Here is a 13965-nt window from a genome sequence, read left to right as displayed (position 1 = left end):
GCGCTCGGCACGTCCGCGCAGGTCAGGCGAGTCCGAGGCGCTCCGCCGCGGCCGCCGAGTCGACGGGGACGGTGACCGGCTGCGGGGCGCCGGCGACGGCCCAGTCGGGGTCCTTCAGCCCGTTGCCGGTGACGGTGCACACGATCCGCTGCCCCGGGTCGACCTTGCCCTGCTCGGCGGCCTTCAGCAGACCGGCGACGGACGCGGCGGACGCGGGCTCGACGAAGACGCCCTCCTGTGAGGCCAACAGCCGGTAGGCGCGCAGGATCTCACGGTCCGTCACCTCGTCGATGAAGCCGCCCGACTCGTCCCGCGCGGCGATCGCGTGGTTCCACGACGCCGGGTTGCCGATCCGGATGGCGGTGGCGACGGTCGAGGGGTCCTTGACGATCTCGCCGCGCACGATCGGGGCGCTACCGGAGGCCTGGAAGCCCCACATCCGGGGAGTCCGGGCGGAGACGCCGTCTGCGGCGTACTCCTTGTAGCCCTTCCAATAGGCCGTGATGTTGCCCGCGTTGCCCACCGGCAGGACGTGGATGTCGGGCGCGTCGCCCAGCATGTCCACGATCTCGAAGGCGGCCGTCTTCTGGCCCTCGATACGTACCGGGTTGACCGAATTGACCAGCGCGACGGGGTAGTTGTCGCTCAGAGCGCGCGCGAGGGTGAGGCAGTCGTCGAAGTTGCCGTCGACCTGGAGGATCTTCGCACCGTGCACGAGGGCCTGGCCCATCTTGCCGAGCGCGATCTTGCCCTGCGGCACGAGCACGGCGCAGACCATCCCGGCCCGCACGGCGTACGCGGCGGCGGAGGCCGACGTATTTCCGGTGGAGGCGCAGATGACGGCCTTGGCCCCCTCCTCCTTGGCCCGAGTGATGGCCATGGTCATGCCTCGGTCCTTGAAGGACCCGGTGGGGTTCGCGCCCTCCACCTTCAGGTGGACCTCGCAGCCCGTGCGCTCGGAGAGCACCTGCGCGGGCACGAGCGGCGTGCCGCCCTCACGGAGTGTCACGACCGGCGTGGTGTCGGATACCGGCAGCCGGTCCCGGTACTCCTCGATGATTCCGCGCCACTGGTGGGTCATTGCTGGTTACTCTCCTTCAACCCGCATGATGCTGGCGACACCACGCACGGTGTCGAGATTGCGCAACGCCTCGACGGTCCCGGTGAGGGCGGCGTCGGACGCACGGTGCGTGACGACGACGAGGGAGGCCTCGCCGTCCTTCCCCGACTGGCGAACCGTATCGATCGAGACTCCGTGCTCGGCGAACACGGTCGCGACCTGGGCGAGAACACCCGGTTTGTCGGCCACGTCGAGGCTGATGTGGTAGCGCGTGACCACGTCGCCCATGGGCGACACCGGCAGGGCCGCGTAGGCGGACTCGCCCGGTCCGGTCGCGCCGCCCAGCCGGTTGCGGCAGACGGCGACGAGATCGCCGAGGACGGCGGAGGCGGTGGGGGAACCGCCCGCTCCGGGTCCGTAGAACATGAGCTGCCCGGCGGCGTCGGACTCGACGAACACGGCGTTGTAGGCGCCGCGGACGGAGGCCAGGGGGTGGCTCAGCGGGATCATGGCGGGGTGCACGCGCGCGGTGACGGAGGCGCCGTCCGCGGCCCGCTCGCAGATGGCGAGCAGTTTGATGGTGCAGCCCATCTCCCTGGCGGAGGCGAAGTCGGCCGCCGTCACCTCGGTCATGCCCTCGCGGTAGACGTCGTCGAGACGCACGCGCGTGTGGAAGGCGATACCGGCGAGGATGGCGGCCTTGGCGGCGGCGTCGAAGCCCTCGACGTCGGCAGTGGGGTCGGCCTCCGCGTATCCCAGGGCCGTGGCCTCGTCGAGGGCCTCCTGGTAGCCGGCCCCGGTCGAGTCCATCTTGTCGAGGATGAAGTTGGTCGTGCCGTTGACGATGCCCATCACCCGGTTGATCTTGTCGCCGGCGAGGGACTCGCGCAGCGGCCGGATCAGCGGGATGGCACCGGCGACGGCGGCCTCGTAGTAAAGGTCGGCGTCGTGGTCCCCGGCGGCGGCGTGCAGGGCCGCTCCATCCTGGGCGAGCAGCGCCTTGTTGGCGGAGACGACGGAGGCGCCGTACTCGAACGCGGTGGTGATGAGGGTCCGGGCCGGCTCGATCCCGCCGATCACCTCGACGACGACGTCGATGTCGCCGCGCTTGACGAGGGCGGTGGCGTCGGTGGTGACGAGGGCCGGGTCGATGCCCTCCCTGACCCGGTCGGGCCGCCGTACGGCCACGCCCGCGAGCTCCACCGGGGCACCGATCCGGGCCGTGAGGTCGTCGGCGTGCGTCGTCATGATGCGCGCCACCTCTGAGCCGACCACTCCACAGCCCAGCAGCGCCACCTTCAGCGGACGCGTACGCATCATCCGACCTCGTTTCCTCATACCGTCTACGGTTTCACCAGTCTCACTCACCGGACGGGACTTTCTGCCCTTCGTCCGGATCGTGAGATATCTATTTCATTTGTACGGGGGTGGAAGACAGGAGATCTTCCACCCCGCCTCTGGCGTGGTTCAGCCGACGTCGAGACGCAGCAGGTCCTCCTCGGTCTCCCGGCGGACGATCACCCGGGCCTCGCCGTCGTGCACGGTGACGACCGGCGGCCGCAGCACGTGGTTGTAGTTGCTGGCCATGGAGCGGCAGTAGGCGCCCGTCGCCGGTACGGCGATGAGGTCACCCGGTGCCAGGTCGGCCGGCAGGAACGCGTCCTTGACCACGATGTCCCCGCTCTCGCAGTGCTTGCCGACGACGCGGGCGAGCATCGGCTCGGCGTCGGAGGCGCGGGAGACGAGCGCGACGCTGTATTCGGCGTCGTACAGCGCGGTGCGGATGTTGTCCGACATGCCGCCGTCGACGGAGACGTACGTCCGCAGCCCGTCCAGGGGCTTGATGGTGCCGACCTCGTAGAGCGTGAAGGCGGTCGGGCCGACGATGGCGCGCCCGGGCTCGACGGAGATGCGCGGGGTGCGCAGGCGGGCTGACTCGCACTCCCTGGTGACGATCTCGGTGAGCGCCTTGGCGATCTCGTGCGGCTCGCGCGGGTCGTCGTCGCTGGTGTACGCGATACCGAGTCCGCCGCCGAGGTCGATCTCCGGCAGCTCGACGCCGTGTTCGTCGCGGACGTCCTTGAGCAGCGAGACGACCCGGTGGGCGGCGACCTCGAACCCGGACATGTCGAAGATCTGCGAGCCGATGTGGCTGTGAATGCCACGGAGTTCGAGCCCGTCGAGCTGGAGCGCCCGGCGTACCGCCTCGGCGGCGTGCCCGCCGGCCAGCGGGATGCCGAACTTCTGGTCCTCGTGGGCCGTGGCGATGAACTCGTGGGTGTGGGCCTCGACGCCGACGGTGATCCGGATCAGGGCCTTCTGCCGCTTGCCGAGGCTCTGCGCGATGTGGGCGACCCGGGCGATCTCCTGGAAGGAGTCGAGCACGATGTGGCCCACGCCGGCCTCGACGGCCCTGGTGATCTCGTCGACGGACTTGTTGTTGCCGTGGAAGGCGATGCGCTCGGCGGGCATGCCGGCGGTGAGGGCGGTGGCCAGCTCGCCGCCGGAGCAGACGTCGACGTTCAGCCCTTCCTCGTGCAGCCAGCGCACAACGGCACGGGACAGGAACGCCTTGCCGGCGTAGAAGACGTCGGCGTCGGCCCCGAAGGCGGTGCGCCACGCACGCGCGCGTGCCCGGAAGTCGGCCTCGTCGAGGACGTAGGCGGGGGTGCCGAACTCCTCGGCGAGCCGCGTGACGGGGATACCGCCGACGGTGACGACACCGTCCTCGTTCCGCGTGACGGTCTCGGCCCACACCTTGGGGTCCAGGGCGTTGAGGTCGGCGGGCGGGGCGGAGTAGTGGCCCTCGGGGTAGACATCGGCGTGACGGGGCCCGGCGGGGTGTGCGGAACGGCTCATGTTCGTGTCTTTCAGAGGTGATCGGGGGCGTCGATACCGAGCAGGGAAAGGCCGCCGGCCAGCACCGTCCCGGCGGCTTCGGCGAGCGCGAGCCGAGCACGGTGGGCGGCCGAGGGTTTCTCCTCGCCGAGGGGCAGCACGGCGGGGAGCAGCGGCAGTGTGGCGTCGGCGACGGTGACGAGGTGCCGGGCCAGCCGGTCGGGGGTGTGGTCGGTGGCGGCGGCCGTGAGGACACGGGGGTGGTCGCCGAGCGCGGCGACCAGCGGTGCCGTGTCGGGTGTGTGCACGGGGCCGGGCTCGGGCCGGAAGCCGAGGTCCTCGGCATTGCGCAGCAGGGCCCGGGTGCGGGCGTGGGCGTACCGGACGCGGAAGAGGGGGTTGGTCTCCCGCTGGATCAGATGACCGCCGGGAATCCGGGGACGGTCGTGTGCGGCGGGGTGGAGCAGGGCCCAGCGGGCGGCGTCCCGGCCGAGGGGGAGGGGGTCGGCGGGGGTGGGGACGGGGAGGAGTCGGACGGTGGCGTCAGCCTCATCGGTGTCCGCGCCATCGGTGTCCACGCCCTTGGTATCCGCACCCTTGGGCTCCACGCCCAGGACGGATTCCCACTCCGGCGCGGGCAGGCCGTCGCAGCCGTCGTACTTGATGAGGACGGAGTCGCCCTGGCTGCGCAGCAGTCGGGCCGTGGCGTCCGCGACCACGGCGGCACGGACCTCCGCCGGACACCGGAGCCGGACGACGTTCCCGCTGAGCCCCTCGGCGTGGCCGTACCGCCGCCCGCGCCGGAGGATCTCGTCGACGAGCGCGGCGGACGCGGCGCTTTCCAGGCTGAGGTTGAGGAACCCGGCCCCGGTGACGACGACGGCGGTGATGCGGTGGTCGTCGAGGAGACGCACCCGGAGGATCTCGGCCACGCGCCGGGGCGGCTGCTCCGCCGCGCGAGCCAGCTGGAGGGCGATGTTGGTGGCGTAGTCGCCGCAGCCACCGGGACCCGGCCGCGTGATCACGGCCCGCTCCGGCACGGTCACGCTGAGCTCGCCCTCGTCGACAGCGCGACGCACGGCGTGCAGCACGGTGCGGGAGAGCTCGACGGGGGTCACGGGCACAAGCGTATGGGAGGAGGGGGGTGGGTATGCGAGCCGGTTTGGGGAGGGTCCGGCATGTGGACGCGGCTCCCCTCAGGAGGCCGAGCGGCTGCTCGTCACCTACGGTACGGCCGGCTGATCGACGGTCTGTGCCTGGGCACCATCGCCCCCGATGTCGGGGCCACCACCGCCCTGCCTTTCCCGGCGCCGGGCGCGCTCCATCAACTGCCGGACCATTCCGACCAGTTCGGCGGGCTCGAAGGGTTTGGCGAGGAAGGCGTCGACGCCGACATCGAGCCCGGCCTCGACCTCGTGCTGGGTGCAGGCGCTGACGATGGCGAGGGGCAGGTCACGGGTCAGCGGATCGGTTCGCAGCCGAGCGGCGGTCCTGATCCCGTCCAGCCGGGGCATGACGACGTCCAGGGTCACGACATCGGGCCGCACCTGATGAATGACGTCAAGGCACTCGGCACCATCGGCCGCGGTCACGACCTCCAGCCCCTCAAGCTCGAGGTTGACCCTGATCAACTGCCGGATGACCTTGTTGTCGTCCACAACAAGCACCCGACCCGACGCGCCTGGCACAACTCGAGAGTAGGTCGGCCCCCGCCACCGCGTCCGGGTTTTCCCCACTTCCACCCCGCACGGGCGCCCCGCACACCCGCCCCCGGCAGCGGAAACCCGTTGATGACCACCCCGAGGGAGCTGGTAGTGTTCTACCCGTCGCCGCGAGCAATCGCGACGGACCCGCCCCCGTAGCTCAGGGGATAGAGCAACGGCCTCCGGAGCCGTGTGCGCAGGTTCGAATCCTGCCGGGGGCACCCTTTCTGAGGTGCCTGAAGACCCCGTGACCAGCGGATACGCTGAGTGCGGGGTCTTCGCGTATGTGCAGGCGTGCGCGGCCCGGAGCGGCCGTATGTCGAGGGCTGTGGACGAGGCGTGGACGGGATCTTGGAGCATCGCCGCAGGTGACGTCCGCAAGAGGCCGGGAGTCCGCAGTAGCCAGGGGAACGCCCGGCACACCACTGCGGGACACGGGCTCAAGCCTGGCTCCAAGCCTGGCGATGGCGAGCAACGCTGTACACCTGCTCCACCTGGTCGGCCGTGAGAACGCCTGAGAGCGGAGCGAGTGTTGATACCTGGCGCTCCTGGTACACGCGGACATCGAGCTGCGTAGCAACTACCTTCAGCTCGGTGACGCCCACGAAGACGAGCACCGGCTCCACCGGTACCGGGAAGTCGCAATGCCGCTCAAGCACTCGGGCGACCCGCTTGGCCTCCGCCCGGCTCTTGCGTGCGTAGGGCACCGGTTTCCCGTGATCGACTTTCACGGAATCGTCTCCGACCCATACGGCCCTCTTGTGGTGGTGCTTTGTATTGATGCTGAACACTCCCCCAGGCCCGATCAGTAAGTGATCGATATCCACTTTGTTGGCCAAGGGGACGGAGTGCAGGACACGCCAGCCGTGCCGCCCCAAGCGGTTCAACTCGGATCCCACTCGTCGCTCCCCCGCCAATCCCTTTCGCCAGGAGTCCCACTCCGTGGACCGCCGCAGAAGCCGTAAGACGACTCGCTTCATAAGCCCCGGGCCGGATTCGGCAAGCAGATCACGCAAGGACTGCCCGGGAGGGTTGACGGCCAGGTCGTCGGCCGGCGTTAGGGGCGGCAGCATCGGACGGGCTTGAACCTCGGGCACCCTGTCTTGCGGGACAGACCCGATGAGGTTCTGTAAGTACTGTGCGAGTACAGCGATCACGTCGTCGCGATGCTCGGCCCGCAAGACCGCAATGTCCCCCGTCATGACGTCCGCCCAACCGACCGCGGTGCCATCAGACAGATTGGCGTACAGACGATCATGCCCGTACCGCTTCCAGCGCGTGACGTGCAGCTCCACACGGCCCCTCTTGTGCTCCCGCATTGGCGCTGCCGACATGCCAACAGCAAACGAGACGAGGCCACAAGACCGCAGGGCGTGCCCCGCAGCTCAGTTCGGCCTTCCCTGGATGAAGCCGACCACGCCATGACCATGCTCTCCGGAGCTGCGGGCTTAAGCCCGAGCACACGCACGGAAGTTGCCCATCCTCCTGCGCCGATGTGCAAGGGCAGGCTCGTCCACCCCGCAACGGTCCTGCCCTTGTCCGAGAGACTGACCCCAGTGCCCAAGGTGCCAGGGCGCCGAATCTCAGATGGCGGAGCAGCGTGGCCACACATCGAACTCCAACGGGTGACTAGCCCGCGGAACACAGGCCGTCGTTCGGACAGAACACAACCCCCGTGTAGTTATAGCCGGCCCGTATGGTCACGGGATTTGGGTCGGGCGGGAAGTTGACGTAAGAACCCGCGTCAGCTGTAGCGCTGAAGTGGACCGTCGTCCCGACCGAGAAGCTCGCAGTGCAGGTGCCGGTCGGGTTCGGCGCCGGGTCGCCAGCGTACGGATCCCACGCCGAAATGTGGCAGTTGATCCCGGCGGGGCTGCTGGTGATGGTTCCGCCACCCCAGCCGTCACCGACGTACGCGTTGAGTTGAGCGGTGGACTGAGCCTGGGCCGGAGCGACGAAGCCGATCGCGGCGGCCGTGGCGAGTGTGGTGATGACTCCCATCGCGCGCCAGGCACGGTTTCTGTACTTACTCATGGGCGGCCCCTCCGATCGAACCGACCCCCTCCGACCAGGCTATTCGCCATTTCGGGGACCCACAACCCGGGCGCGTTCGCCTTTAGGGTCGGCGGTTTCTTCCCCTCGAACGTGCATGCTCACTGCACTCAATGCGCCCAAGCCGCCGAACCATGTTGACGGACGGTGGTAACAAGAGACCCCTGGACGCGATGCCAGGGGCCCCCGATTGTTCAGGCCGAATCACTCGTACTCGCGGAGCAGGTCCTCGATACGCCGGTTGGCGACATCCTGACGTCCGTCAAGGCACTTCGCGTATCGGGTCAGCAGGACCTCAACGCTGTTGCCGGCGCGCTCGGCGACCTCAGTCGGGTCGACCCCGGCATTGAGCCACGTCGACAGCGCCGAGTGCCGGAGATCGTACGGCCTACTCGCGAGCGGCGAGGCCGCGACGGCCGGCGGAAGCGCGAGGGACCGGGCTTCCTGCCACACGCGGTAGTAGGTCGAGGACGGGACGACCGAGCCCTTCTCACTGAAGAAGAGCCGTCCGTCGTCCGCCGTGCCGAAGGTGGTCAGGTGCTCGCGGAGCACGGCGACGAGGTGGGGCGGGATCGGCACCCGCCTCACGTCCTCAGTCGGCCGGTTCTTCAAACCGCGGTCGTCATGGGTCTCCCCCGAGTCGGTCCACTGCTTGCCGACGGACGGACGGGTCCGGTGGAGCAGCGCAGAGCCCCAGCCTTGCTCGGGAAGGATCAAATCCGTCTCGGCAAGGCCGACCGCTTCCGCCGGCCGGAGACCGCCGAAGTACATGGCGGCGAACAGACCCACGAGGCGGCGACCACGGGCACGCCGGTACCCACCCACGTAGGAAACGGCCGCCAGGAGGTTCCGTGCCTGCTCCGGGTTGGCGACCACCCGCGGGTCGACCTGATTCGACACCTTCGGCTTCTGCCAGCGGACAGCCGTGATGGGGTTCTCACGCAGCTCCCCCAGGTCGACGGCGTAGTTCGCGGCGTTGACGAGTGTCCGTCGCTTACGCCGCACCGTCTCCGCCGCTGCTGCCGTACCGTCCAACCTGAGCTTGAGCGAGTCGAGGACCGCGCGGGCCGTGGCTGGTTCCGCGAGATCGGCCAGCGGGCGAGACGCCTTAGACACCCAGTGGAGAACGTTCCGCACGTCGTCCGGGGCCTCCCGGTCCTCGGGCCCTGGCAGCACGAAGGCCCAGTTGCGCAGTGCTCTGCGGAGGTCCTCGTCGGACGGTCGTCCGGCGCGCTCGTCCAGGAGCTCCAGCGTCACGCTGGTGAGAGATTCGTTGATGCCATCCCTCGTATTGGGGGCGGCATGAGGCCATTTCATGGCGAGGTACCTGAGAGCGAAGGCGTACCACGACACGGCCGACTTCTTCCCTTCCATCGAGGCCGGAAGTCCCGACTCCGTGTCGAACTCCTCGCCGTCGCGCATGGCACGCATGAGCTTCGTGCGGTAGTGGTCGGCGAGCGCCTTGGTCCGGAAGGTCTCCGAGAACACATTGCCTGCGACGGACCAGCGGACACCGTACGAGGGCGTTTTGGTGTCCCGCTTACGGACTCCCCAGACCTTCACATCGAGAGACTTCACGCCGCCTCCTCCAGTTGTCGGAGCCATGTGTTGAAGTCACTCCGCCAAATCCGCAGCTCTCCGTTGGGCAACTTGAATGCGGCCGGCCCGTACCCCAGTTCTCGCCAGCGGTAGAACGTCCGACGGGAGACACCGCCCAGCTCATCCAGAACTTGGCGAACGGTCATCAGCTCGTCGCGACGGGCGTCCATGTCGGTTCTCCTTCCGTTCCGGCGGCGGGTTCGAGGGACGCAGTGAGCCAGGCCTCGCCGTTACTCAGGCCGGTTCCGGCGAAGACCCAGTGGGCGAGGACGAGCGTGGTTTCGCCGTCCTGGGGAACGGCCATGGCGGCTTGGGCGCGGCGCCATTCGGCGCGGGCGTCGCGGAGGGCGCCGAGGGTCCACGCCGTTCGGATCATGCGGCGGGCGTGGTCGGTGATCCGGGCCTGTGCCAGTTCGGCGAGGAAGCGGAGCGGCCGGTCTAGGGTCAATACCGGTGATTTAGGTTGTTTTCCGGCGGGCGGGTCTGGTCTTGGTCGGCCCGACCAGCGCCACGTGGGGAATGTCCGGCCGGGGCGGATTGCGGTGCTCGGCGCGTTTGAGTTTCCAGTTGGACATCTTGCGTTTGATGACGCGGGGACTGGAGCGCAACCGGCGTGGGGGCAGGGGGCGTTCGCGGATCTCACGCAGGGCCGTGGCCAGGGCCCGCGCCATTCGCGAGGGGGGAAAACGCCGCCTGGTCGGTGACATGGCGGCGGATGATGCGCAGGGTGCGGATGAAGGAGATCCGGTCGGGGTCCTGGTCCGATTGCCGGGCGGCTTGATGCATCAGGTCCCGCAGAGCGTGATGCACCAGCAGGAAGGCGAAGATCTCCTGCTCCACCCCACGGGGGTGCTGGGAGCGCAGGACGAGGCGGGGCCCGCCCTGGTGGGTCTTGATCTCGTCCAACGTGCTCTCGATCTCCCACCGCTGGGCATACAGCGCGGCCAGCGACACGGCCGACGCGGCCTTCGGGTCGAGGATGGTGGTGATCAGCCGGTAGACCGTGCCGTTGCCGTCGCGGCCGAGGGTGTACTCGATGACGCGGACCCTGATCGGGTCCGCGCGGCGGTTCTTGTCCCTCGCGGCAACGATCTCCGAGAGGTAGGAGCCGTCCTCCAGCAGAGTCCGCACCGGCAGGACGGCGTCGTTCTTGACCCGCCACAGCAGGTCGGCGCCGGTCACGGCGGCGGCCCGCCACAGGTCGAAGCCGCGAAAGCCTCGGTCGGCCAGCAGCAGCATCCCCGACATCAGCGAGTGGTTCTGGGTGCCCCAAGTGCACTTCAGCAGGGAGGTCCCGTTTCGAACTTGAGGTCCAGTTTCTACTGATAGCGGCCACAGGAACGGACGTGGTATGCGACTACGCCATTGACCATGTGCGTGGTCTGTCTTGGCGCCGCCCCCGAGTGGATCTCTTCATCCCAGCAGTTCAGCTCTACGTTGACCTAGACCCTTTTCACACACACAGCGCAGACAGACATAGAGCAAAGGATGCCAGGACGTCGCCGACAAGAACCCCCAACTGCCAACCGAATTTAGGAGAAATCTCACCCGCTCCGAGTTCGACCTACACCTATGCTCGCCCTCCTCGTTCGACTTAGCAGAATGGCAGTGCAGCAAGTGCGGACACTCTTGGGAAACGATGATCCGTAATAGGGCTATCAGCGGTTCGGGGTGCCATGCCTGTCATCGGCAAGGCGTAAACAACAACAACGTCTCTCGCTCTATGGCACCTCCTGGCGAATCACTCGCAAACTTGTCCCCCGGCATCACTGCTCGGTTCATCCGTTGTTTGAAGGACCCAACCCGCACCCCAGATAACCTTCGCATCAAAAGTAATCTGAGTTACGAGTGGTCCTGTCACACAGGCAAACACACATTCACCGCGCCAGTCTTTGCGGTATCGAGCGGCGCTAAGCGTCGGTGCTGCAAGTGGGTTGCACACATGGCTATGCTGTATCCCCGTCCTCCTCCAAGGACTGGCAATCTTCTCGTTAGCCACGTCCTCATGGCCATCGACGCAACCGTGGTATCGGCGGTGGATCACCGGCCAACGGCGAGGCAACGCGCTCCGGCGGTAGGGCGTACTCCCGCGCTTCTTCCCACACCCGCCAGTAGGTGGATGAGCCGACCGCTCCCCCGCGCTCATTCCCGAACACGCGCCCTTCCTTGGCGGTCCCGAACTCCTTCAGGTGAGCCCGGAGGATGGCGACCAGGACCGGCGGGACGGGGACCGGCCGGTCGGTGGACGCCTCGCGCGCCTGCAGGCCCCTACGGTCGTGGTGCTCCCCGGAGTCGGTCCACTGCTTGCCCGAGACGGGGCGTGTCTCCCGCCGTGTCAGCGTGCCCCAGCCCTTCTCTGGCAGGAATCCACGAGTGGGAGTCGTCGCCTCTGCGGCCCCCGGAGTGGCTCACCTTCGCATTAACCGGCCGACGACCCTACCGCGGCACATCGACTGGGGATCGCACCACGCATACGACCTCGCTGACGAGGCCGGCCTGTCCCTCTGTACGAACGGGTAGTCCGCGAGGCCCAGTCCCCAACTGCCTACAGGTGCACCTGAATACCAATCTGTTGCGCCAGCAGGCGCACGCCATCCCGGGCGGGACCGCGCGCCCGCGATCCGTACACCAGTTGGGCTTGAGCGGCGCCGCCTAGGCTCCGCCGTCATGAAGGCTCTCGTCCTGTCCGGGGGTTCGGGCACGCGCCTGCGGCCCTTCACACACACGTCTCCCAAGCAATTGGTGCCGGTGGCCAACAAGCCGGTCCTCTACTACGTCCTCGAGGACATCGCTCAGGCCGGCATCACCGAGGTCGGCATCGTCGTGGGGGAGACGGCCAACGAGATCCGCAAGGCCGTCGGGAGCGGCGACAGATTCGGGCTTAGCGTCACCTACCTTCCGCAGGAGGCGCCCCTGGGTCTGGCTCACGCTGTCCTCATCGCCCGCGACTATCTCGGCGAGGAGGACTTCGTCATGTATCTCGGGGACAACTTCGTGGTCGGCGGCATCGCGGACCTCGTCGGCACGTTCCGCGCGGAGCGCCCCGATGCGCAGGTCCTGCTCACCCGTGTCTCCGACCCGTCCAGCTTCGGTGTGGCGGAGATCGGCCGGGACGGCCGGGTCGTCGCGCTGGAGGAGAAGCCGAGGCACCCCCGCAGTGATCTGGCCGTGGTCGGGATCTACTTCTTCACGCCGGTCGTGCACGAGGCGGTGCGCGCCCTCACACCGTCCTGGCGGGGCGAGTTGGAAATCACGGACGCCCTCCAGTGGCTCCTCGACGGACCCTACGACGTGCGGTCCACCACCATCTCCGGCTATTGGAAGGACACGGGAAACGTCGCCGACATGCTGGAGGTGAACCGCTCGGTGCTGGACGGGATCGAGCCGGGTACGGAGGGCCTGGTCGACGCGGCGAGCGAACTGGTGGGGCGAGTGCGGATCGAGGCGGGCGCACAGATCCGGGCGTCACGCATCGTGGGGCCCGCAGTCATCGGGGCCGGGACGGTGGTGACGGGATCGTACGTCGGGCCCTATACATCGATCGCGGAGAACTGCTGGATCAAGGACAGCGAGATCGAGTTCTCCATCATGCTGGGCGACTCCCGGCTCACGGGCACTCGTCGGGTCCAACACTCGCTCCTGGGTCGGAACGTGACGGTCGCGCCAGCCCCCCGCGTGCCCGCGGCCTCCCGTCTCATCCTCGGTGACGACAGCAGGGTGGAGATCTCCTCATGACCACGAAAATCCTGGTGACCGGCGGCGTCGGCTTCATCGGCTCGCATTACGTCCGCACCTTGCTCGGCCCGCGCGGCGACGGCTCGGTCGGGGTCACGGTGCTGGACAGCCTGACCTATGCGGGAAATCCGGCCAACCTCGATCCCATACGCGGCGACGAGCGGTTCGCCTTCGTCCACGGCGACATCTGCGATGCCCCACTCGTCGATCGGCTGATCGCCGACCACGACCAGATCGTTCACTTCGCAGCCGAGTCACATGTCGACCGCTCGGTGCTGGGGGCGGCAGAATTCGTACGCACGAACGTAATGGGTACGCAAACGCTGCTGGATGCGGCCCTGCGCCACGCTCCAAGGATCTTCGTCCACATCTCCACGGACGAGGTGTACGGCTCCATCGATGTCGGCGCCAGCGTGGAGACCGATCCGCTGCGACCCAGTTCCCCGTACGCGGCCACCAAGGCGTCGAGCGATCTGCTGGCGCTGTCGTACCACCATACGCACGGGCTGGACGTCCGGATCACCCGGTGCTCGAACAACTACGGCACACATCAGCATCCGGAGAAGGTCATCCCGCGTTTCGTGACGACCCTGCTGAGCGGCGGCCGGGTGCCGCTCTACGGCGACGGCGGCAACCTGCGGAACTGGCTGCACGTCGAGGACCACGTCGACGCGGTCGAACTGGTCAGGAAGAGAGGCTTACCGGGCGAGATCTACAACATCGGCGGCGGCACGGAGCTGCCCAACAAGGAGCTGACCGCCCTGCTGCTGGGCGCCGTGGGGGCCGACTGGGACTCCGTGGAGTTCGTCGCCGACCGCAAGGGGCACGACCGGCGCTACGCCGTCGACCACGGAAAGATCACCGCGCTGCTCGGCTACCGGCCACGCCGGGACTTCCGGGTCTCGCTCGCCGAGACCGTAGCCTGGTACCGCGACCACCGCTCCTGGTGGGCGCCGCTGACCGGTCTTTGAGCCGACC

Annotated in this window: 13 protein-coding genes, 1 tRNA gene and 1 pseudogene; 4 read left to right on the top strand and 11 right to left on the bottom strand. The window is 68.2% G+C overall.

Translation table 11 applies throughout. The features are described 5' to 3' along the window. Positions 1-22 precede the first annotated feature (22 nt). The 5 genes from thrC to ACQEV8_RS30155 form a co-directional block, all read right to left on the bottom strand. Positions 23-1081, bottom strand: coding sequence for a threonine synthase (gene thrC / locus ACQEV8_RS30175; RefSeq protein WP_432966503.1), 1059 nt, complete (start codon positions 1079-1081; stop codon positions 23-25). Positions 1082-1087: 6 nt separating this feature from the next. After that, entirely contained in the window at positions 1088-2380 is a 1293-nt protein-coding gene (locus ACQEV8_RS30170; protein ID WP_432966501.1) for a homoserine dehydrogenase, read from the bottom strand. A 147-nt stretch (positions 2381-2527) separates the two neighbouring features. Continuing rightward, positions 2528-3919: a diaminopimelate decarboxylase gene (lysA, locus tag ACQEV8_RS30165; RefSeq protein WP_432966499.1), complete on the bottom strand. Its 1392-nt coding sequence runs from the start codon at positions 3917-3919 to the stop codon at positions 2528-2530. An 11-nt stretch (positions 3920-3930) separates the two neighbouring features. Next, positions 3931-5016, bottom strand: coding sequence for an ArgS-related anticodon-binding protein NrtL (nrtL, locus tag ACQEV8_RS30160; protein ID WP_432966497.1), 1086 nt, complete (start codon positions 5014-5016; stop codon positions 3931-3933). A gap of 105 nt (positions 5017-5121) precedes the next feature. Continuing rightward, on the bottom strand, positions 5122-5634 hold the full coding sequence (locus ACQEV8_RS30155; RefSeq protein WP_432973102.1) for a response regulator: 513 nt from the start codon (positions 5632-5634) through the stop codon (positions 5122-5124). 116 nt (positions 5635-5750) lie between these two features. On the opposite strand from ACQEV8_RS30155, the gene ACQEV8_RS30150 reads away from it, so the two are divergent. Next, positions 5751-5822 (top strand) — tRNA-Arg (locus tag ACQEV8_RS30150). A 219-nt stretch (positions 5823-6041) separates the two neighbouring features. On the opposite strand, the gene ACQEV8_RS30145 is transcribed toward ACQEV8_RS30150, so the two are convergent. The 6 genes and pseudogenes from ACQEV8_RS30145 to ACQEV8_RS30120 all read right to left on the bottom strand — a co-directional run bounded on the left by ACQEV8_RS30145 (position 6042) and on the right by ACQEV8_RS30120 (position 10500). Then, positions 6042-6896, bottom strand: coding sequence for a nuclease-related domain-containing protein (locus tag ACQEV8_RS30145; RefSeq protein WP_432966495.1), 855 nt, complete (start codon positions 6894-6896; stop codon positions 6042-6044). Between the two features lie 334 nt (positions 6897-7230). Beyond that, positions 7231-7635: a hypothetical protein gene (locus ACQEV8_RS30140; RefSeq protein WP_432966493.1), complete on the bottom strand. Its 405-nt coding sequence runs from the start codon at positions 7633-7635 to the stop codon at positions 7231-7233. Positions 7636-7857: 222 nt separating this feature from the next. Further along, a complete protein-coding gene (locus ACQEV8_RS30135) occupies positions 7858-9231 on the bottom strand; it encodes a tyrosine-type recombinase/integrase (RefSeq protein ID WP_432966491.1) in 1374 nt (457 codons plus the stop codon). Beyond that, positions 9228-9422, bottom strand: coding sequence for a helix-turn-helix transcriptional regulator (locus tag ACQEV8_RS30130; RefSeq protein ID WP_383584578.1), 195 nt, complete (start codon positions 9420-9422; stop codon positions 9228-9230). Before ACQEV8_RS30130 ends, ACQEV8_RS30135 begins: the two co-directional genes overlap by 4 nt. Beyond that, positions 9398-9727 (bottom strand): annotated as a pseudogene (locus tag ACQEV8_RS30125) (replication initiation protein); the annotation flags it as partial. The gene ACQEV8_RS30130 and the pseudogene ACQEV8_RS30125, both read right to left, overlap by 25 nt. Before the next feature lie 164 nt (positions 9728-9891). Next, on the bottom strand, positions 9892-10500 hold the full coding sequence (locus tag ACQEV8_RS30120) for a transposase (RefSeq protein WP_432966488.1): 609 nt from the start codon (positions 10498-10500) through the stop codon (positions 9892-9894). A 271-nt stretch (positions 10501-10771) separates the two neighbouring features. Here ACQEV8_RS30120 and ACQEV8_RS30115 point away from each other — a divergent pair, with 271 nt between their 5' ends. From ACQEV8_RS30115 to rfbB, 3 genes are read left to right on the top strand one after another with little or no spacing between them, the layout of a single operon-like run. Next, positions 10772-11908, top strand: a complete 1137-nt coding sequence (locus ACQEV8_RS30115; RefSeq protein WP_432973099.1) for a zinc-ribbon domain-containing protein — start codon at positions 10772-10774, stop codon at positions 11906-11908. Between the two features lie 11 nt (positions 11909-11919). Continuing rightward, positions 11920-12987, top strand: coding sequence for a glucose-1-phosphate thymidylyltransferase (locus ACQEV8_RS30110; protein WP_432966486.1), 1068 nt, complete (start codon positions 11920-11922; stop codon positions 12985-12987). Further along, a complete protein-coding gene (gene rfbB, locus ACQEV8_RS30105) occupies positions 12984-13958 on the top strand; it encodes a dTDP-glucose 4,6-dehydratase (protein WP_432966484.1) in 975 nt (324 codons plus the stop codon). Before ACQEV8_RS30110 ends, rfbB begins: the two co-directional genes overlap by 4 nt. Positions 13959-13965: the final 7 nt, after the last annotated feature.

The organism is Streptomyces sp. CA-179760 (assembly GCF_050937045.1).
GTDB lineage: Bacteria > Actinomycetota > Actinomycetes > Streptomycetales > Streptomycetaceae > Streptomyces.
Note: the sequence above shows the minus strand (reverse complement) of the source record. Positions and strands in the feature narration are given on the sequence as shown.